The organism is Streptomyces sp. NPDC012825, assembly GCF_042900925.1.
Taxonomy (GTDB): domain Bacteria; phylum Actinomycetota; class Actinomycetes; order Streptomycetales; family Streptomycetaceae; genus Streptomyces.
Map to the genome: position 1 here is coordinate 388,129 of NZ_JBIBBZ010000004.1, position 19,982 is coordinate 408,110.

Below are 19,982 nucleotides of genomic sequence, written 5' to 3' on the forward strand. Positions count from 1 at the left end.
CCCGCTCCCCGTCTCTCGTGAGCGCGGGTCCGCGGGGGCACACATGGCCTATATACCGACATTAGTCGCAACCAGGAGACCGGCAAGCGGGTGAACCGACCCCGGCGTGAGCGCCGGCGCCCGGATGCCCGGATCGGCGGGACCCGGGAGCCGGAGAACGCGAAGAGGGCCGTTCGCCGAACGGCCCTCGGGGCGTGCGCCGGACCGGTCAGGCCAGGACGACCGGCAGCTCGAACAGGTCGTTCTGGGTGACGACCGGCTTGTTGCGCAGCTCCTCGCGCGGCACCGCCAGGCGCAGCTCGGGGAAGCGCGCGTACAGCGCGGGCAGCGCCACCGACGCCTCCAGCCGGGACAGCGCCGCACCCGGGCAGACGTGCGGACCGTGGCCGAAGGAGATGTGCCGGTTCGGCGTGCGGGTCACGTCGAAGCCGCCCGCCGTCGGCCCGAACTGCGCCTCGTCCCGGCCGAGCGCGCCGAACGACACGATCAGGCCCTCGCCCTTGGGCAGGATCCGGTCGCCTACCTCGATGTCCTCGGTGGCGAACCGGATCAGGACGTGCGAGGTGGGCGTCGACCAGCGCAGGGTCTCCTCGATCACGTTCTCCCACGGCACCTCGCCCTTGAGCACCAGGTCGCGCTGGTCGGGATGGGTGCTCAGGGCGACCACGGCGTTCACGATCAGGCTGATGGTCGTCTCGTGCCCGGCGGCCACCATCAGCTGGAGGGTGTTGGTGATCTCCTCCGTGGTGAGCCGGTCGCCGTCCTCCGACGCCTCGATCAGCGCGCTCGTGAGGTCGTCGCCGGGCGTCTCCTTCTTGCCCGCCACGATCCCCGAGAACAGGGCGCCCAGGTCCGCCATCATCCGCGGCACCTCCTCGGGCGGGGTCTGCGTCGAGAAGAACTTGTCGAACAGCTCCTTCATCCGCGGCTGGTCGGCCCGGTCCACGCCCATCAGCTCGCAGACCACGTTCATCGGCAGCGGGTACGCGAACTCCGCCTTCAGGTCCACCGCCTCGCCCGCCGGGCGCTCTGCGAGCCGGTCCAGCATCTCCGCGGTCAGGGCCTCGATGCCGGCGCGCAGCCGCTCCACCCGGCGCGCGGTCAGCGCCTGCGCGACCAGACCGCGCAGCCGCCGGTGCTCCTCGCCGTCCGCGGTCAGCATCGACTTCCCGGGGTTGGCCAGCCCGATCAGCGGCCAGTCCAGGGGTATCTCACCGCGCTGCCAGGCACCCCAGACATCGATGTCCTTGACCAGGCGCGGGTCCGTGAGCAGCTTCCGGGCCTCCGCGTGGTGGGTGACGGCGAAGCAGGGCACCCCGCCCGGCAGGACGACCCGGGCGAGCGGACCGGCGGCGCGCAGCCGGGCACTCTCGCCGTCGAGGTCGGTGACGAACGGGTCCAGCTCGATGACGTCGGTGCCGGACGCGGCGGTGTGGTCGTACGGGCAGCTCATCCGAGGGCTCCAAGGGCGGGGGTCGGGGTGTAGGTCACGGGAAGCGCGGTCAGGCCGCGCAGCCAGGGGGAGGGGCGGCGGGCGAGGTCCCGCGGGGCCACCGCGAGGTCCACGTCCGGCAGCCGGTCGAGCAGCACCTCGATGCCCGTCCGGGCGATGGTCTCGGCGACCTCCTGCGCGGGGAACGGGCAGCGGTGCTCGCCGTGCCCGAAGGACAGGTAGGCGTTGTTGCCGCCGGTGAGCGCGCCGGAGTCGGCCCGTACGTGCGGATCGGAGTTGGCGGCGGCCAGACCGAGCAGCAGCAGGTCGCCGCCTCCGATCCGGCGCCCGCCGAGGTGGGTGTCGCGCGAGGCCCACCGTCCGGCGACGTTCTGGGTGGGGGTGTCCTCCCACAGGACCTCGTTCATCGCCTCGCCGACGCTGTGCCGGCCGCCGGACAGCGAGGCCGCGAACCGGTCGTCGGTGAGCATCAGGCGCAGCGAGTTGCCGATCCAGTCGGCGGTGGGCTGGTGGCCGGCGGCCAGCATCACCATGAGGTCCTGGGCGACCTCCTCGACCGTGAAGCCGGCCGTGTTGGCCAGCATCCGCGAGGCGACGTCGTCGCCCGGCGCCTCCGCCTTGGCGGCGAGCAGCCCGGCCATGGACTCGCCCAGGTGGCGCTGGCCCTCCAGGGCGCCCTCCTGGCCGTTGATCATGTCGTTCAGGGCCTTGACGAGCCCGGGGCCCTGCTCGTCGGCGAAGCCGTAGACGCTGGCGAGGACCCGGACCGGCAGCAGCATCGCGTACTCGGCGATGATGTCGCAGGAGCCCTTGCCGCACAGCGCGTCGATCAGCTCGTCGGCGAACCGCTCGGCGCGCGCCCTCAGGACGAACGGGTCGATCGCCTCCAGCGCGCCCGAGACGACGTCCGCGCGCTCGCGGTGCCGCTCGCCGACGGTGTAGAGGATGGACGGCTGCTTGCGCCCGATCATGGGCAGCAGGGGCCAGTCCGCCGGGATGCGGTCCCACTGGTTCCACAGGTCGGAGTCGCGCGAGAAGAGCACCGGGTCGCTGGTGACCTGGTGCAGTTCGCGGTAGCCGAGGACCAGCCAGGCGGGGACGTCCCCGTCCAGGACGACCGGGGCGACCGCCCCGTGCTCGCGGCGCATCTGCCGGTACAGCTCGGTGGGATCGGTCTGGAACCGGGGCCCGCCCAGCGGGACGGGCCGGGGCTCGGAGTGGGGCACGGGGCAGGTCACGGGGCGGGCTCCGGAATGGGCTGCGGGGTCGGGGCCTGGGCGACGACGGACTGCAGGTGCTCGACGAGCGTGATCAGGACCCGCTTGCTGGACTCGCGCGACCGGGCGTCGCAGAAGACCAGCGGGACCCCGTCGGAGAGGTCGAGGGCCTCGCGGATCTGCCCGGCGGTGTGGGCGGGGCCGCCGAAGTCGTTGCAGGCGACGACGAACGGCGTGCCGTGGTGCTCCAGGCGGTCGATCGCGTACCAGGAGTCGGCGAGCCGGCGCGTGTCGACGAGCACGACCGCGCCGAGCGTCCCGGAGAACAGCCGGTCCCAGAGGAACCAGAACCGCTCCTGGCCGGGCGCCCCGAACAGGTAGAGGATGTTGTGGGCGTCCAGCGAGATCCGGCCGAAGTCGAAGGCCACGGTGGTGGCCGTCTTCGCGGCGACGCCGACGGTGTCGTCGACGTCCTCGCCCGCCTGCGTCATGGTCTCCTCGGTGTTCAGCGGACGGATCTCGCTGACCGAGCGCACCAGGGTGGTCTTGCCGACGCCGAAACCGCCGACGACGACGATCTTCAGTCCGTTGTCGGCGGTGCTGTGCAGGGCCGGGCGCTGTTCAGAGGTTACGGAGTCCAACGAGCACCTGCTCCAGGATGTCGTGATCGGGAAGGCGGTACGACGCGCGGGGGTGCCGTGCGCTGATCCGGCCGGTGTCGTGGAGGTCGGCCAGCAGGATCCGGGTGATCGACACCGGCAGACCGAGTCCGGCCGCCACCTCGACCACCGCCGTGGGGAAGCGGCACATGCGCAGGATCGCGGCGTGCTCGGACTGCATGCCGGGGGCCGGGTCGCTCTCGGCGACCACGAGGGTCACCAGGTCGAAGGCGTCGGACCCGGCACGGCTGCGGCCGCCGGTCAGGGTGTAGAGCCGGTCGGGGGAGTCGTCCCTGCCCGGCCTGGTCCGGCTCATCCCCGGGGCCTCGCGACCAGGTACTCGCCCAGCTGCTCGACCAGCTCGGACATGTTGTGGCCGACGAGCCCCGCGTCGGCGTCCTCGTCGGCGACGAGCGCGAGGTGGGCGCCCTCGCCGGCCTCCACGATGAACAGGATGCCGCCGTAGAACTCGGCCATCGCGGAACGGACGCCGCCCGTGCCGTCTCCGAACTCCACGGAGGCACCGTGCGACAGGCTCTGGATGCCGGCGGCGATCGCGGCGAGCTGGTCCGCCTGGTCGACGGAGAGCTCGGGGGTACGGCAGAGCTTGAGGCCGTCACGGGAGAGCACCAGGGCGTGCCGGGTGCCCGGGGTGCGTTCCAGCAGGCCCTCCAGGAGCCAGCTGAGCTTCTCGTCGGTGGTGGTGCCGGTCATTTACGGGGTGCCTTCCGGGTGCGGGGAGTTCGAGGACGGTGACGTCCGGGGGGTGGACGCCCGGCCGGCCTGGTCGGACGGGGCGGGCGGGACGGCGGGGGAGCCGTTCGCCGCCGGGGAGGTGTCGGTGCCGGCGGCGGGCCGGTCGGCCGCGTCGGCCGTGTCGGCCGTGTCGGGCCGGTCGGCGGCGTCGCGGACCGCCCGGCGGAAGGAGCCGAAGCGGGAGGCCGCCCCGGCCGCCGCGCCGCTGCGCGGGGCCGCCGCGCGGGGCTTCGGGGCGGCGTCGGGCCCCTCCGGGTGGGCGGCGGCGAGCGCCCGGCCGCGACGGCGGCGCGGCAGGCCGCTCTCGCCGAACTGCGGGTGCTCGCCGGTGCCCTCACCGGTGGCGTCCCCGGCGGTGCCGGACTCGTGCACGGCCTCGGGCTCCTCGGCCCGCGCCCCGGCGGGGGCGGGCGACGCGGGCGCGGCCGGTGCCCGGTCGGGCGCGGGCGCGGACAGACCGCGGCCGGCCACCGGGGGCAGTACGGCGGCGGGCGCGGTCGGCGTCTCCGCGGGCACGTGGCTGATCAGTTCCTGGGGGAGCATCAGCAGGGCGCCGGTGCCTCCGCGCGCCGAGGGGCGGAACGACACGGTCAGACCGTGCTTGCGCGCCAGCCGGCCGACGACGGCCAGGCCGAGCCGGGTGCCGGACAGACCGGCCAGGTCCTGGTTCTCCGCGCTGACGGCGGCCTCGGCGCGGCGCAGCTGGACGTCGCTCATCACCAGGCCGCTGTCCTCCACCGCGATGATGACGCCGGCGGGGACCTCCTCCACGTAGACGTGCACCTCGGCCGTGGGCGGCGAGAAGTTGGCGGCGTTGTCCATGAGTTCGGCCAGGGCGTGCATGACACCCTCGGCGGCGTGGCCCGCCACGGCCGCGTCGCTGCTGGAGTGCAGCCGCACCCGCTGGTAGCCGCCGATCCGGCCCATGGCGCCGCGCAGGATCGACTCCATCACGATCGGGCGGGCCCAGCGGCGGCCGGACCGCGCTCCGGTCAGCACGGCGACGGAGTCGGCGAGCCGGCCCGCCTGGGCGGTGCGGTGGTCGAGGTGGAGGAGGTCGGTCAGGACGTCCTCGTCGGCGTGCCGGTGCTCCATCTCCCGCAGGTCGGCCAGCATGCTCGTGGCGAGCGCCTGCATGCGCCCGGCCGCGTTGGCGGCGGCGGCCATGGCGGCGGACCGTCCCGACTCGGCGCGGCGCAGCCTCTCCTCCAGGCGCGCCACGTCGGCGGCCCGGGCCCGGGTCAGCTCCGCCGTCTCGGCCGCGTGGGCGCGCACCAGTTCACCGGTCCGCGCCGCACGGGCCGCCTCGGCGGCGGCGGTGTCCGCCGCGTACCGCTCCTTCAGGGCCGCGGTCTCCCGCTCGGCGGAGGCGGCGGCCGCGGAGGCGTACGCCTCACGGGAGGAGAGTTCGGCGGTGAGCGTCTCGACCCGGCGGCCCAGCGTGCGCGAGGTGCGCCCGTACCAGGTGACGGCGAAGGCCGAGGCGGCGAGCAGCAGGACGCAGCAGACGGCGAACCAGGCGAGCGCGGGACGGACCCCGGCCGGCGCCGCGGCGGTCGCCGCCGCGGCGAGCGCACCACCTGCGGCGGCTGTCAGCAACGAGGCGAGCAGGGCAGGGCGGAAGGGGGTGGACGGCGCCGACATCAACCAGACTCTCGAGAACGGGCACGCGGGGAAGGGAGTCGCAACGACGGCACTATAGAGGCGTTGTTGATCAGTTAGGAACTGGCTTGATCGGATCGGTACCCAGGTGAAGGGTTAACTGCCCCATTTATGCGATCAGGAGTGATCGAATTTACTCAGGGTTCACCGAAGTACCGGTCCGCGTCCGGTCCCTGGCGGGTGCTCAGGCCGCCGGTCACCAGCGGTCGTGGTACTCGATGTGCAGAGAGCCGGGCACGTGCCGGCGCGTCCGCCCCCGTCCCCACGGGCCGGGGGAGACCTCCACGCAGAAGTGCGCGGAAGCCGGGTACCGCCGCCGGTGGGAGGCGGCCCGGTCGGCGAAGTCCCGCAGCGCCGCCCCCTCTTCGCGGAACGCGGTGGAACTGCCGACGACGAACAGGGTGTGCGCGGCGATGTCGAAACCGAGGTGGTCGCGGTACGTCCGGTGGTGCCGCCGCTCGTGGTCGACGGCGTCCCCGTCCGGGAGGTCGTCGTCCGGCAGGGTCACGGTGTGGGGCGTGCCGGCGCCGAGCCGCGCCCGGACCTCCTTCCACGACGAGGTCGGGAACCGCAGGCTGTGGTGGACCAGCACCAGGTCGAGCGCGACGGGCACGGCGTCACCGGCACCGTCGTGGGGCGCCGGGTTCTCCCGGATCGGCAGGTGGACCAGCGACCGGGAGGACCTGGCCGCGAGGGCCCACAGGGCGGCGAGCCGGTCGGCGCCCTCCCGGTCGGCGTACATCGACAGCCGGTACCCGTCGTCACGCAGTGCCAGACCCGTCGCGTCCGGCCCGGGGTCCGACCGCACCACCCGGACCTCGTACCCGCCCCGTCGCGCCTTGTCCACGCGCACCCGCTGTTCCACGTCTCCCCTTCGGCCCGCCGTCGCCACACTTTAAGCGGAGTCATGGGGTCCGGCCCTCCGGTCAAAGGCCGGCGCCGGCCTGCCGCTCGCGCGCGACGAACGCCGGACGCAGGGAGTCGTCGACCGGGTCGTAGTAGCGGTGGAAGACCGGGGTGGCCGAGCCGGAGACGGGCGGGACGATCCAGCTCCAGTCGGCGGGGGTCGGCCTGCCGTGACGGGCCTCCCGGTCGATGTGGCGGAGGAAGCGCCCGGACTCGGTGTGGTGGTCCGCCATCGTCACCCCGGCCTCCCGGAAGGAGTGCAGCACCGCCACGTTCAGCTCGACCAGAGCCCGGTCCCGCCACAGCGTCCGCTCCGACGAGCGGTCGAGGCCCAGGCGGCCGGCGACCACCGGCAGCAGGTCGTAGCGGTCGGTGTCGGCCAGGTTCCGGGCGCCGATCTCCACCCCCATGTACCAGCCGTTGAACGGCGCCGCCGGATAGCGCACCCCGCCGATCTCCAGCGGCATGCCGCTGATCGCCGGCACCGCGTACCAGCGGAGTCCCAGCTCCGCGAACCACGGGTGGTCCGGATGCCGCAGCGGCACCTCCGTCACGCAGCCGTCCGGCAGCCCGTACCACTCCGGCCGCGCGTCCGGACGCTCCCGCACCATCAACGGCAGCACCTGGAAGGGGTCGTCGGACCGCTTCCACCCCAGCTCGCGGGCGAGCGCGGTCGCCTCCGCCCCGCGCGGGTCGCCGACCCGGCGCCCCTCCGGGGTGCGGTGTCCCGCGTAGCCCACCAGCTGGTCGTTGACGATCCGGGGCCCGGGACGGCCGGGCCGGTCCGGTGCGAAGACCGAGATCACCGGCCGGATCCGGCCGCCGTTGCCGGCCAGGCGCAGATGCTCGAAGCAGGCCTCGGCCACCCCGCCGGCCGAGGCGACGTGCCGCAGGTCGCGCACCACGAGACCGCGCCAGTAGAGCCTGCCGATGCAGCGGGCCGCGTTGCGCCACGCGACCCGGGCGCCGAAGGCCAGCTCGTCCGGGGTGTGCGCGTACGTGCCGGTCCGGTCGATCTCGGCGAGGACCTCGCGGACCCGGAGCTCCACGTCGTCCGCCCGCCCCTCCTCCCGGTGGAACTGCCGGACGAAGCTCTCCGCCTCCCGCCGGTCGGTGACGTGCGCCGCCTCCGGCGGTCGCGGGGGCCCCTCGGGGCCGGGGATGACGCCGGACGTGAACGGACGGACGCCGACGGGGGCCGACTTCCGTCGGCGACGCAGACTGAAGACCAAGGTGTTCCCTCCCGGCCTCCATGACTACCCCATGTGTTCACGCGCGTGTGGAGAGTACGCGTACTCCGTACGGGAACGACGCCGCGCTGGTACCGTGCCCCGCCCCCGCTACGACTGCTGGGCGCCCGGCACGTTCTGCTCGGCCCAGACCACCTTGCCGGTGACGGTCCGACAGGAACCCCAGCGGCGGCAGAGCATGTTGATGAGCTGGAGCCCCCGCCCGCCCTCGTCGCTGAGGTCCGCGTGCTGGATCTGCGGCAGGTCGGGGCCCGTGTCCGAGACCTCCACGACCAGCCGCTCGCCGTGCCACAGCCGCAGCTCGCCCGGCCCGTTGCCGTACCGCAGCGCGTTGCCCACGAGTTCGGAGACCACCAGCTCGCAGACGTCCGCGAGTTCCGCGAGACCCCACGCGGAGAGCTGGTCCGTGACCAGCTTCCGTGCGGCGGAGGCCGCCCTCCCGTCCTTCGGCAGCTCCCACACCCGCAGGTCGCCGCGCGGGGACGGGGAGTCCGTCGCGACCAGGAGCACCGCCTCGTCGAACCGCTCGGCCCCCGCCGGAGCGCGCTCCACCAGACCGCCCGCCTCCAGGGCCCCGGGGGTGAGGCCGAGCGCGGCCGACCGCAGCAGGGCCAGCTGCTCGTCCAGGTCCTCGGTCCGGGTCTTGACGAGCCCGTCCGTGTACATCACCAGACGACCGCCGTCCGGGACCTTCAGCCGGATCGGGTCGTACGGGATCACCCCCGCCCCCAGCGGCGCGCCGGCCGGCACGTCCACGAAGTCGGCCGCGCCCCGCCCGTCGAGCAGCAGCGGCGGCAGGTGCCCGGCGCTGGCCAGCGTGTAGCTGGAGTCCGCCGGGTCGTAGACCGCGCACAGACACGTGGCGACCTGCTCGTCCTCCAGGTCGCGGGTGGCCAGGTCGAGCCGCGCCAGAACCCGCTCGGGGGCCATGTCCAGGGTCATCAGCGTGCGGGCGACCGCCCGCAGCCGCCCCATCGTGGCGGCGGCGGGCAGCCCGTGCCCCATCACGTCCCCCACCACCAGGGCCGTCCGCCCGCCCGGCAGCGCCATCACGTCGTACCAGTCCCCGCCCACCCCGTGGCCGGCCGCCGAGGGCGCGTACTCCGAGTGCAGCCGCAGCCCCGGCGTCACCGGGGTCGCGCGCGGCAGCAGACTGCGCTGCAACGAGACCACGTGCTCGCGCTCGCGCCCGTACAGCCGGGCGTTGTCGATGAAGACGGCGGCCTTCGAGGCGAGCTGCTCCGCGAGCGCGAGGTCGGTGGAGGAGAACGGCGGCGTCCCGGGGCCGCGCACGAAGTCGGCGCTCCCGAGCAGCAGTCCGCGTGCGATCAGCGGCACCGCCAGATAACTGTGCACCCCGGCGGCCCGCATCTGCGCCGCCGCGCTCGCCGTCGGCGCGACCCGGACGAAGTCGTCGCCCCGCATCCGGCTCAGCAGGACCGGCTTGCCCTGCCGGAGGCAGTACCGGTGCAGCAGCGTCTCGTGCCACTCCTCCGACTGGACGTAGGTCTCGCCCACCGGGGTCGGCTCCAGGGAGGAGAGCTCCTCGATGGCGCACAGCGCCGTGGCCCGCAGCGGAGGGACGCCCGCACCGGTCCACCGCGCCCCCTCCTCGCCGCGCAGGACGCTCTCCAGGACGTCCACGGCGGCGCCGTCGGCGAACCGGGGCACGGTGAACTCGGCCAGCTCCTGCGCGGTGCGCTCCAGATCCAGGGTCGTACCGATCCTGGAGGTGGCGGAATTCAGCCAGGCCAGCTGACTGCGGGTGGTGAACCGGTCGGGCGGCAGCAGCCCCCTGCTCCTGCGGAACCTGGCACCCGCGCCGGCCGGGTGGTGGGCCGACGGATTGCTCCCGGCCGAGGCGCGGCTGGTCAGGCGCCGCCTGTCGCTCCCGCCGTTCACTCTTTCGGCCTCCAGACAGGAAGTGACGCCATCTGTTGCACAGTCTGCACCGGAAGAGGCCACAGTGCATCAGGCATGCGGAAGCAACACGCACAAGTACGTCCACGGCCACGAGGAGTCACCCGGGGGCGACCGTCCGCGACGCGGAACCGGCGCGCGGGACCGCCGGAGCGGGCCGCCCGCCCCGGAAACCCCGCGCCCTCAGAGCCCCGTGACCCTGGCGGCCGCCGACACCTCGTACACCAGGGTGACCGTCCGGCGGCCGCCCGGGGGCAGGGAGACGTCCCAGCGGACGACGCCCTCCGCGTCGACCGAGGCCGGCACGGGGGAGCAGGACTCCTCGCGCAGGCGCACCTCCACCGCCGAGACCTCGGAGACGGGGATCCGCTCCCGCAGGACCACCACCCGGTCGCCGTCCTCGCCGGGGGCGGAGAAGCGGGACAGGTGCAGCCGGACCGTACGGGTGGTCACGCTCCGCTGGGTGAGCCCGGCGGTGTCGTGCGCCTCCTCGGCGTACCGGACGACCCGGATGTCGTCGCGGCTGCCGTAGGCGAGCTCCGCGGGGGCGCCGGGAGCGGTGAAGTCCAGCGTGCCGCGCCCGACGAAGCCGGTACCGCGCACCAGGTCCACCGGCCCCGCGAGCAGCGCGTGCCCGGACCGGTTGTCGAACCGCACCACCCGCGTGACCAGCGGGGACAGCTCGGGGGCGCAGGCGTACTCGTCGCCCGCGTCCGTCGTGAAGGCGGAGAGCGGCACCCGGTGCGCGCGGCCGCCGCCCGGGACGGAGACCGGCGCGGGGGCGTTCAGGACGCGCGCCTCGCCGCCGTCGTCGACCCCCGGCAGACCGAGCACCGGCGCCGGCCCGAGGTCCCCGATCAGCTCCTCGCGCACCTCGACGTCGACCGTGCGGCGCTCGGCGGCCGAGCGGTCCCTGAGCGTCAGCCGGTCCTCGACCAGGCGCGGCGGCTCGGTGGCGAGCGCCGAGCGGGCCGTCGACAGCGTCAGCCGGACGTCCGACCAGTCCTCGCCGGTGCGCTGCCAGACCACGGCCTCGGTCTCCAGGGTGAGGGAGCCGCCGTCGAGCACGGCCCGGTAGGCGGGCCGCCACAGCGCGCACGGGGTGAGGTGGCCGAGCCGCAGCCGGGCGGGACCGGCCTCCGCGGCCTCCACGGTCAGCTCCACGTGGGCGACGAGCTCGGGCGGCTCCTGCTCGGCCTCGTCCAGGGCCCGCAGGGCCGCGTCCTCCTCGGCGCCGAGGTCGGTCAGCCGGACCTCGACGGCACGGAGCCGTTCGGCGTACGCGTCGCGCTCGGCGTCCACGCGGTCCAGTTCCCGGGACCAGCGCTCCCCCTCGCTCTCCCCGGAGCCGACGCCCTCGCGGATCTCCCGCAGCAGGTCGGCGGCGAGCCGGCCCAGCAGGTCGAGCCGGACGCGCAGCCGGTCGCGCTCCTGCTCCACGGTGCGGCGCTCCTCTTCGAGGGCGTGCGCACGCAGACGGAGGGCGGAGTCGTCCCCGGGGGAGGGGACCGGGCCGCGCGGGGTCCAGGTGCGGACGATCCGCGCGCCGAGCACGGTCGCCGGGCGGTCGGAGGCCAGCTCGGTGTGGAGGGTGCGGTCGACGGCCAGTGCGCCGATCGGGCCGAGGCGCAGCCGCTGGACGCCGGCCGCCAGGTCGAGGTCGGCGGTCCGCTCGACGTGGGCGCGGTCCTCCAGGCAGGTGACGGCGGTGACGGGAAGGGCGATCGGACGGGGTTCCGTGGTCATGGTGGGGGTCAGCTCCTGCGGTTGCCGTCGACCAGGGCCTTGCCGGCCGGGATGCGGATCTCGTAGCCGCCCTCGAGGACGGCGGTGCCGCCGGCGGGGAGTTCGACCCGCCGGACGCGGGTGCCCGGCGCGTGCTCCTCGGGTCCGTCCTCGGGCGCCGCCCAGCCGGCCCGCTCCTCGATCCGCACGTCCGGTTCGGAGGTGACCGGCACCCGCTCGCGCACCTCCACGACGACGGGCGCCGCGAGCCGGTTCGCCAGCTCCACGTGGATCCGGTGGTCGAGCACGGTGACGTTGTTGCGCAGGCCCGCGGTCGACTCCCGCAGGTGCGTGCGGCGGGTCGCGCGGATCGCCTCGGCCGGGCCCAGGCCCACCCTCCGGACACCGCCGGGGGCGAGCGTCGGGAGCGCGGCCGTCAGCAGGAACTCGTCGTCGACGGTGACCTCCACCGGACCGGCGAGGAGGGCCTGCCCGGTGGCGTTGGAGACCACGAGCGTCGTGTACACGGTCTCCTCCACGGACGGCACGCAGAGGTACTCGGTGCGCAGACCGACCGGGATCTCGCCGACGGTGACGGTGTGCCAGGTGCCGTCCGAGGGGACGTCGGCGCGGGCGGCGGCGTCGAAGCGGTGGTCGAACGACCCCGCAGACTCGCGGGGGCGCACGGCGTGCCGGGGGAGCGGCAGCGCGGCCACCCCCTCGGCGCGGCGGCGGTACTCGCTCGCCACGGCGTCGAAGGAGGCGTCGGGGAACAGACGTCCCCGGCGCGGCCCCCGGTCGTCGGGGCCGGCCAGGACGAGGGAGGCGTAGTCCAGCTCGTCGCCGCTCGGCCGCGGCGGGCCGGAGGGCGCCGGCGGCGGGACGGGCGCGGCCGAGCCGGGAGCCGAGGGGACCGCGGGCGCCATGGCGCGCCGGGCGGCCCGCGGCGCGGACTTCGGCGCGCCGCCGTACGCCTGCGGTGCCGGTGCCCCGCCGTAGCCCTGCGGCGCGGATCCGGGCGCCCCGCCGGGGGCCTCGGGGGAGAAGCCGTACACGGCGCCGGGCGGCGGGGGTGCTCCGGTGAGGGGCGGCGGTCCGGCGAAGGCCGGCGGCGCCGGGGGCGGCGGGACCGGAGGGACCGCGACCGGCACGGCCGCGACGCCCGCCACGGCCCCGCCGAAGTCGGGGGCCGGAACCGGCCGGGGCCCCGCCGCCTCGTACCCGGCGAAGAGGTCGGCGAGACCGGCCGGGGGCTCGCGCCAGCCGGACGGCGCGGGGGCCGTCTGCCGCCGCCCGATCCGTACGGAACGCAGCCGCGGCAGATCGGTGCGGCGCCGCAGGTCGGCGGTGGCCAGGGCGAGGCGCACCCCGGTCCAGTCCTCGCCGGTCCGCTGGGCGACCGAGGCGCGCAGCACCAGCCGCCCCCCGTCGTCGCCCCGGCGGTGCGAGAGGCGGTAGGCCGGCACCCAGACGGCGCCCGGCACGCCGTACTCCAGCTCCAGCTCCACTTCCGCCGGAGCCTCCCCGCCGGCCGCGCCGTCGAGGGTCAGGACGGCGGAGACGGTGGTCTCGACGTGCGCGGAGGGGGCGTCGGTGGAGGCCCGGGCGAGCCGGTCGACGGCGACGGAGAGGGCGTGCTCGGCGCGGCGCAGCTCCTCCTCCAGGCCGACGAGGCGTGCGTGCAGCCGGGCCAGCCGCCCGTCGACGAAGTCGGCGAGTTCCAGCCAGGCGTCGACCGCGGTGCGCCGGTGCGGGTCCTCGCGCTTGCGGGCCGGGGGCACCGGGTGCAGTCCCTCGACCTCCTCGATCAGGGTCCGCTGCCGGTCCCGGCGCCCCTCGGCCGCCGCGTACGCGTCGCGCAGCCGCTCGACCTCGCGCCGCAGCGCGTCGGGCGCGCCTCCGTCGAGCGGCGCGGACGCGACCTCCACCCGGGCCTCGGTGACCCGGACGCCGGCGGGGCCCAGGACGCGGGCCCGCAGCGAGCCCGGGTCCAGGGTGCGGGGCAGTCCCGCGACCCGCACCCGGCCGTCCCGGGGCACGGCGCCCCGGGCCAGGCGGCGGCAGACCGCGCCCTGCGCGTACACCACGACCGAATCGAGGACCGACGCCCACCTCCGGGCCGTCTCCTCCGACATGCGCCTCGCCCCCTGCCCGTCCGTCGTACGGGCCGAAGCCTACGCGGACGGGCCGCGCTCCGGGGCCGGAAGCCGTCCCTCAGGCCGTGGACGCCGCGTCCAGGACGGCCCGCACCTCCTCCGCCAGCGCGTAGGGGTCGCCGGCCGGCGCCGTCGGGTAGCTCCGGTGTTCACGGGCCCAGGCGTCGTCCCGCGCGAACCAGTCGACGGCGACGGGCGCCGCACCGGTCGTCAGGGTGGTGTCGAGGCTCGCGAAGTACGCGGCCCAGCGCGGCGCGTAGAGGTCCCGGACGAGCCCGTCCCACTCGCGGTTGGCGTAGTCGCGCAGCCCCGCCTCGCTCGGTCCCCGGCCGCCCCAGGTGGTCAGGATCGAGCGGGCGTCGTACTCCAGGCGGTCGCGTTCGGCCGGGTCGGCGCCCCAGGAGCGGGCGTCCTCCAGCCACGGGCCGAGCAGGAACCGCCGGTCGGAGCCGACGAGGCGCCCGAGCAGCTCCGTGGCGGCGTTCCACTCGCGCACCGGCGTCCGGAACCGCTCCAGGTCCTTCGCCTCGTACGCGGCCCTGATCCGGGGCAGCAGCACCCGGCCGCGGTTGGTGAGCGCCTGGCGCGCCACGTCCACGAGGTCGTGGCGGTACGCGTCGGTGGTCCGCAGCGCGGGCGCGACCCGCAGCAGCTCCGTCAGCGCCCGCTCCACCGTGGCGGCGTCGTACCGGGAGGAGGCCGGGCTCCAGCGTGCGGCCCTGGTCGCCGTGAGGCTCGGCCGCGCGGTGAAGAGGCTGTCCTGCGGCTCGCTCCACGTCCCCGGCGCCATGCCGTACGGGCCCGTGCGCAGCTCCTCCCAGGCGGCGGCCGCGTGCGCGTCGGCCCCGCCGTAGCGGCGGGCGGCGTAACCGGCGAACCAGGCCCGCTGGTCGACGGGGCCCGGCTCCCAGGCGAGTTCGGTGAACAGATCGAATCCGGCGGGGTTCCCGCCGGTGGCCTCCGGCAGGTAGGCGATGCCGCGCAGCGCGGAGCCCGGCCTGGTCAGCCACGCGTGGAAGCGACCGCCCCACACGCCGGTGTTGGCGCCGATGCTGGTGTGGCCGCCGAAGTTGGCGATCGAGCCGAAGGCGTAGGGCGTGCCGCCCCACTCGGCCTCGCGGTCGAGGCCGTCGTAGCGGTCGGAGAGGCCGTCGACGATCAGGACCCGGTCGCGGTCCACCCCGCTCAGGAGCGTGGCGGACGGGTTCTTCTGCCAGCCGAGCATGACCCAGGTGGCACCGGGGCGCGCGGTGTCCAGGGCCCGCTGGACGGCCCCGGCGGCCGCGGCGACGTCGACCGGGCCCGGGGTGCCACCCTCGTGCAGCAGGTCCATCTTGAACATGCCGCTGTCGCCGAACCGCTCCCGCTGGGCCCGGTAGTAGGCGGCGGCGAGGCGGTCGAAGACCGGGCCGGTCGGGTCCAGCCAGTCGGGCCGGTCGAACCCGACCCACGTGCCCTGCGGGACGGTGACCGCCCCCGGGTTCCGCGCGGCGAACCCCGGCGGCACGGTGCCGAAGTAGCCCGGGAGGACGGGGCTCATACCGAGCGAGCGCAGCTGCCGCGCGATCCGGCCGCCGAGCGTCGCGCGGGCCTCGATGAGCTGCTCGGAGACCGGGCCGCCGAAGCCCGACATGTTCTGCAGCAGCCACCAGGCCTGGTGGGCGGGGGCGGGGATCCAGCTCCGCAGCTCGGCGGCGTCGTAGCCGAACTCCTGGAACGCCCGGTAGTACGGGTACTCGGCCCCCGTCGGCACGAAGACCTCGTTCACGCCGTGCAGCGCCATCAGGTCGATGTCGCGGCGGTACGCGTCGAAGTCCCGGTAGGCGCCCGAGTACCCCTCGTCGGTGTCGTTCAGGGCGTAGCGGTGGGGGACGTTCGCCGACCGGGTGAGGGTCCCGGGGACCGCCGGGAGGACGGCGGGCAGCCGGCCGAGGCTGTCGCCGGGCCAGCCGATGTCGACCCCGGCGACCCGCTCCAGGTACCAGCCCGCTCCGGCGAGCAGCGTGGCCGGCGAGGTGCCCCGCACCTGGATCCGGCCCGCCTCGCCGGAGACCGCGAACCAGTCGCCGGACTCCGGCCTCTCGACGGGGACCAGGGAGAACTGCCGGGCCCGCGAGGACAGCAGGCGCTCCAGGCTCGCCCGCGCGGGCGCCGTGTCGAAGGCGGGCGCGGCGGCGGAGACGGTCCCGCCCCGGGGGGACAGCGCCTCGGGCGTGACCGCCGTCGCGGCGACGAGCGCCACGAGGACGAGGAGGTGACGACAGCGGAGCATCGGGCGACGGCCCATCTGGTTCCCTCGGTTTCCTGCTCGAAAGAGTCCGGCGGATCGTCCGCCCACTCTGCTACGGCCTCCCTCCCGGAGGGCGCAGACGGGACGGGGACCTGCGGCGTCTCATCCTTGCGGGCGTACGCGACCGGGGCCCGGCCGGGGTGCCACGACGCCGGTTCCTCCCTCCGGGGCGGAGGCCCCGGGCGGCGACGGAGAACAACTTCCCTCCCCGCGAAGGTGGTTGACGAATGGTCTGGACCAACCTACGGTCTGCTGGAGCGCGCGCCATGCCCAGGACCATCCCCCCCACGTCCCCAGGAGCACGCATGCCAGGCCCCCGGATCACCCGCGTCCTCGGAGCGGGTCTCACCGCCCTGCTCGCGGCCGCCGCCCTCGCCGCGCCCGCCGCCGCCGAAGGCGCGAAGCCCGCGCGGACCGCCGTGTCCGCCCCCGCCTCCGGAACCGGAGAGACCGCCGACACCTGCGCCCTCAAGCCGAAGCCCGCCGGAAAGGTCCTCCAGGGGTACTGGGAGAACTGGGACGGCGCGGCCAACGGCGTCCACCCGCCCTTCGGCTGGGCCCCCATCGACGACCCGCGCTTCGCCGCCCACGGCTACAACGTCATCAACGCCGCCTTCCCCGTGATCCGTTCCGACGGGACGGTGCTGTGGGAGGACGGCATGGACAGCACCGTCCGCGTCGCCACCCCCGCCGAGATGTGCCGTGCCAAGGCGGCCGGGGCGACCATCCTGATGTCGATCGGCGGCGCCACGGCGGGCATCGACCTGAACTCCACCGCCGTCGCCGACCGGTTCGTCGACACGATCGTCCCGATCCTCAAGAAGTACAACTTCGACGGCATCGACATCGACATCGAGACCGGCCTGGTCGGCAGCGGCTCCATCACCACCCTCTCCACCTCCCAGGCCAACCTGATCCGCATCATCGACGGCGTCCTCGCCCGCATGCCCGCCGGCTTCGGCCTGACGATGGCCCCGGAGACCGCGTACGTCACCGGCGGCAGCGTGGTCTACGGCTCGATCTGGGGCGCCTACCTGCCGGTCATCAAGAAGTACGCCGACAACGGGCGCCTGTGGTGGCTCAACATGCAGTACTACAACGGCAGCATGTACGGCTGCTCGGGCGACTCCTACTCCGCCGGCACCGTCGCCGGGTTCGTCGCGCAGACCGACTGCCTGAACAAGGGCCTGGTGATCCAGGGCACCACGATCAAGGTCCCGTACGACAAGCAGGTCCCCGGCCTGCCCGCCCAGCCGGGCGCGGGCGGCGGCCACATGGCCCCGTCGACCGTGGCCCAGGCGTGGAAGCACTACAACGGCGCCCTCAAGGGCCTGATGACCTGGTCGGCCAACTGGGACGGCTCGAAGGGCTGGACCTTCGGCGACAACGTCAAGGCCCTCCAGGGCCGCTAGTCCGCCGACCCCGGACCCGGACCCTCCTCCCGCACCGGCCCCGGCGGCCGGCTCAGGGGAAGAGGGCCCGGGCGAGGGAGAGACCGACGAAGACGGCGCCGAGCCCGGCCACCACGGAGGCGACGACGTTCACCACGGCGAAGAACCGCGCGCCGGACTCGGCGAGGCGCAGCGTCTCGTAGGAGAACGTCGAGTACGTCGTCAGCGCGCCGCACAGCCCGGTCCCGAGCAGCAGGTGCACGGTGTGCCCGGCCGCACCGGACAGCGCGGCGCCCGTGACCAGGCCGAGGATCAGGGACCCCACGACGTTCACGGTGAAGGTGCCCCACGGGAAGACGGTGTCGTGGCGGGCCTGGACGGCGCGGTCGGTCAGATGGCGCAGGGGCGCGCCGACGGCGCCGCCGGCGGCCACCAGCAGGAAGTCGTTCACCACCGCTCCTCCCGGGCGCCGTCGGGGCGCGAGGCCGGCCGGACGGCCGTTCTCGTACGGAAGGTCATGACGCGCTCCGGTGCGACAGGAGGCGACGCGTGCCGAACGCGCCGACGGCCACCGCCGCCATCGCGGCCACGACGGTCGCCGCGAGGTAGAGGAGTCCGATGGCGGGGCGACCCGCGTCGACGAGGCGTTCGATGTCCACGCAGTACGTGGAGAAGGTGGTGAACCCGCCCAGGAACCCGGTCCCGAGGAACGGGTGCAGGAGGGGGTGGGCCGTGAAGACCTCGGTGACGGCGACGAGGAGGACGCCGATCAGCAGACAGCCGACGGCGTTCACCGTCAGTGTCGTCCAGGGGAAGGCGCCCGCGGGCGCGGACCACAGCAGCGACGCCCCGAAACGGGCCAGGGCGCCGAGCGAGCCGCCCGCCGCGATCACCACGAGGACGCCGTGGCGCGAACGCCACGGCTCCCGGAGCCCGCGAACGTCCGCAGGACCGACGTCGGGGTCGATCGGCTCGGCCGACTCGGCCGCTTCGTCCGGTTCGACCGCTTCGGGGTCCTCGGCCCGCGGGGGTTCTTCGGAACGCACGCCTCTCCCTGCGCGTGGTCTCCCGCTCGCGCGGATGCGGGCGGGGACGGGTCACGGGTAGGGACCGTTGGCGACAACGCGTGCCGCGGTTCGGGTACGGCGGGCCCCACCGCCGCGCGACGGTCCGGGGACGGCCGTGCTCCCAGGATAACGGGCGGCGCCGGAACACCGCCGTCCGGATCGGGGCGTGTGGAGGCGGCGTACGGGAGCGCCGGTGCGCGGCCGCCGGGAACGGCCGCGTACCGGCCCCCGTCAGGCGGTGTGCAGGGTGAGGCCGTAGCGGCCGAGGATCTCGTTGACGGGCTGGAACCACGTCTCGCCGCCGGAGGAGCAGTTGCCCCAGCCGCCGGAGGTGACGCCCTGGGCCTGGTCGCCGCTGATGAACGCGCCGCCGGAGTCGCCGCCCTCCGCGCAGACGCTGGTCTTCGTCATCTGCTGGACGGCGCCCTGGCTGTAGTTGACCGTCTCGTTCTTGGCGAGGACGGTCCCGCAGTGCCACTTCGTCGTGGAGCCCGAGCGGCAGATCGACGCGCCCACGGGCGCCTCGGCGGAGCCGCGCACCAGCCGGTCGGACGTGACGCCCCAGCCGAGGACGACCGGCACGGTCCACCAGCCGCTGTGGATGCTCACGTACGCGTAGTCGTTGCCGGGGAACGAGGAACCCTGGAAGGTGCCCATGGCGGAGCCGTCCCAGCCGCGCACCGCCGCCCCGGCCTGACCGCAGTGACCGGCGGTCACGAACCCGCCGTGCACGGAGAAGCCGATCGAACAGCGCACGTTGCCGGTGTAGTACGGGTCGCCGCCGACGGTTCCCGCCGCGTACGTACGGGGGGCGGTGGCCGCCTCGGCGACGGTGACGGGCCCCTTCGCCCGCGCCTTCTCGACGAAGGCGCGCACGGCGGGGGCGTCCCGCTCGGCCCGTACGACCGTGACGACGACGCTGTTCGCCTTCGGGTCGACGTGCCAGCCGGCCACGCCCTTCGGCGCGGAGAGCCCGTCGAGGCGGGCCTTGGCCCGGTCGAGGGCGGTGGCGCTGTGGCGGACCACCCGGGTGTCGGCGCCGAGCGCCCGCACCCCGGCCTCCTCGGCGCGGTCGGTGAGGGCGACGACGAGCCGCCCCGAGGAGGGGTCGAACCACGAGCCTCCGTACGCGCCTCCGGCGGTCTGCCGGGCGGCCTTCTCGACCTCGGTCGCGGCCTTCTCGGCGCGCAGCCGCTCCTCGGCCTGCGCCGGGGTCAGGCCGAGGTCCTGCCGCAGGGCGTCGAGCAGCCCGGCCGAGGCGGAGGGGGAGGCGGGCGGCTCGGGGAGCGGGGCGGCGTTCGCGGCTCCGGCGTGGGCGGCGCCGAGACCGAGCGTCAGCAACAGGGCCGCGACGGCGGCACCCAGGGGGGTGGTGCGTTTCACGAAGCCTCCTGGTGTGGGGGATCGAACGCTTGAGAGCGCTCTCAACGAGCGCCGGCCGTTACGCTAGCGGCATTGACTTGGCAGGTCCATACCAAAAACGCGATGAGAGGGAATCGGCTCGTGACGTCCGGCGTGGCCATCCCCGGA

The 19,982-nt window shown here is 75.1% G+C and carries 16 protein-coding genes; 1 reads left to right on the forward strand and 15 read right to left on the reverse strand.

Annotated elements, in window-relative coordinates:
- Window positions 1-208 precede the first annotated feature (208 nt).
- The 12 genes from ACFY7E_RS13325 to ACFY7E_RS13380 all read right to left on the reverse strand — a co-directional run bounded on the left by ACFY7E_RS13325 (window position 209) and on the right by ACFY7E_RS13380 (window position 15,991).
- The gene (locus ACFY7E_RS13325; protein ID WP_389484079.1) at window positions 209-1,453 is read right to left on the reverse strand and encodes a cytochrome P450; all 1,245 of its coding nucleotides are present in this window, start codon (window positions 1,451-1,453) and stop codon (window positions 209-211) included.
- The gene (locus ACFY7E_RS13330) at window positions 1,450-2,691 is read right to left on the reverse strand and encodes a cytochrome P450 (protein ID WP_389484082.1); all 1,242 of its coding nucleotides are present in this window, start codon (window positions 2,689-2,691) and stop codon (window positions 1,450-1,452) included. Before ACFY7E_RS13330 ends, ACFY7E_RS13325 begins: the two co-directional genes overlap by 4 nt.
- Complete coding sequence (locus ACFY7E_RS13335; protein WP_389484084.1) at window positions 2,688-3,311, reverse strand: ATP/GTP-binding protein; 624 nt, start codon at window positions 3,309-3,311, stop codon at window positions 2,688-2,690. The genes ACFY7E_RS13330 and ACFY7E_RS13335 overlap by 4 nt, the downstream gene beginning before the upstream one ends.
- Window positions 3,292-3,645, reverse strand: a complete 354-nt coding sequence (locus ACFY7E_RS13340; protein WP_125660232.1) for a DUF742 domain-containing protein — start codon at window positions 3,643-3,645, stop codon at window positions 3,292-3,294. The genes ACFY7E_RS13335 and ACFY7E_RS13340 overlap by 20 nt, the downstream gene beginning before the upstream one ends.
- Window positions 3,642-4,043 carry a roadblock/LC7 domain-containing protein gene (locus tag ACFY7E_RS13345; RefSeq protein ID WP_030690508.1) on the reverse strand — a complete coding sequence of 134 codons (402 nt, stop codon included), beginning with the start codon at window positions 4,041-4,043 and terminating at the stop codon, window positions 3,642-3,644. The genes ACFY7E_RS13340 and ACFY7E_RS13345 overlap by 4 nt, the downstream gene beginning before the upstream one ends.
- Complete coding sequence (locus ACFY7E_RS13350; protein ID WP_389484088.1) at window positions 4,044-5,729, reverse strand: sensor histidine kinase; 1,686 nt, start codon at window positions 5,727-5,729, stop codon at window positions 4,044-4,046. It lies immediately after the preceding gene.
- A 214-nt stretch (window positions 5,730-5,943) separates the two neighbouring features.
- The gene (locus ACFY7E_RS13355) at window positions 5,944-6,612 is read right to left on the reverse strand and encodes a hypothetical protein (protein ID WP_389484091.1); all 669 of its coding nucleotides are present in this window, start codon (window positions 6,610-6,612) and stop codon (window positions 5,944-5,946) included.
- Between the two features lie 61 nt (window positions 6,613-6,673).
- The gene (locus tag ACFY7E_RS13360; RefSeq protein WP_389484240.1) at window positions 6,674-7,816 is read right to left on the reverse strand and encodes a nitric oxide synthase oxygenase; all 1,143 of its coding nucleotides are present in this window, start codon (window positions 7,814-7,816) and stop codon (window positions 6,674-6,676) included.
- 177 nt (window positions 7,817-7,993) lie between these two features.
- A complete protein-coding gene (locus tag ACFY7E_RS13365; protein WP_389484094.1) occupies window positions 7,994-9,805 on the reverse strand; it encodes a SpoIIE family protein phosphatase in 1,812 nt (603 codons plus the stop codon).
- Window positions 9,806-10,006: 201 nt separating this feature from the next.
- Window positions 10,007-11,569 carry a DUF4139 domain-containing protein gene (locus ACFY7E_RS13370; RefSeq protein ID WP_389484096.1) on the reverse strand — a complete coding sequence of 521 codons (1,563 nt, stop codon included), beginning with the start codon at window positions 11,567-11,569 and terminating at the stop codon, window positions 10,007-10,009.
- Between the two features lie 8 nt (window positions 11,570-11,577).
- Window positions 11,578-13,683, reverse strand: a complete 2,106-nt coding sequence (locus ACFY7E_RS13375) for a DUF4139 domain-containing protein (RefSeq protein ID WP_389484098.1) — start codon at window positions 13,681-13,683, stop codon at window positions 11,578-11,580.
- A 79-nt stretch (window positions 13,684-13,762) separates the two neighbouring features.
- Window positions 13,763-15,991 carry an alpha-N-acetylglucosaminidase gene (locus ACFY7E_RS13380; RefSeq protein ID WP_389484100.1) on the reverse strand — a complete coding sequence of 743 codons (2,229 nt, stop codon included), beginning with the start codon at window positions 15,989-15,991 and terminating at the stop codon, window positions 13,763-13,765.
- 308 nt (window positions 15,992-16,299) lie between these two features.
- Here ACFY7E_RS13380 and ACFY7E_RS13385 point away from each other — a divergent pair, with 308 nt between their 5' ends.
- Window positions 16,300-17,406 (forward strand): chitinase, encoded by a 1,107-nt coding sequence (locus ACFY7E_RS13385; RefSeq protein WP_389484102.1) that lies wholly within the window; start codon window positions 16,300-16,302, stop codon window positions 17,404-17,406.
- A gap of 52 nt (window positions 17,407-17,458) precedes the next feature.
- Here ACFY7E_RS13385 and crcB read toward each other — a convergent pair whose 3' ends face one another.
- From crcB to ACFY7E_RS13400, 3 genes are all read right to left on the reverse strand, one after another.
- A complete protein-coding gene (crcB, locus tag ACFY7E_RS13390; RefSeq protein ID WP_389484104.1) occupies window positions 17,459-17,836 on the reverse strand; it encodes a fluoride efflux transporter CrcB in 378 nt (125 codons plus the stop codon).
- A 64-nt stretch (window positions 17,837-17,900) separates the two neighbouring features.
- Window positions 17,901-18,431 carry a fluoride efflux transporter FluC gene (locus ACFY7E_RS13395; RefSeq protein WP_389484106.1) on the reverse strand — a complete coding sequence of 177 codons (531 nt, stop codon included), beginning with the start codon at window positions 18,429-18,431 and terminating at the stop codon, window positions 17,901-17,903.
- Between the two features lie 252 nt (window positions 18,432-18,683).
- Window positions 18,684-19,835 (reverse strand): S1 family peptidase, encoded by a 1,152-nt coding sequence (locus ACFY7E_RS13400; protein ID WP_389484108.1) that lies wholly within the window; start codon window positions 19,833-19,835, stop codon window positions 18,684-18,686.
- Between the last annotated feature and the right edge of the window lie 147 nt (window positions 19,836-19,982).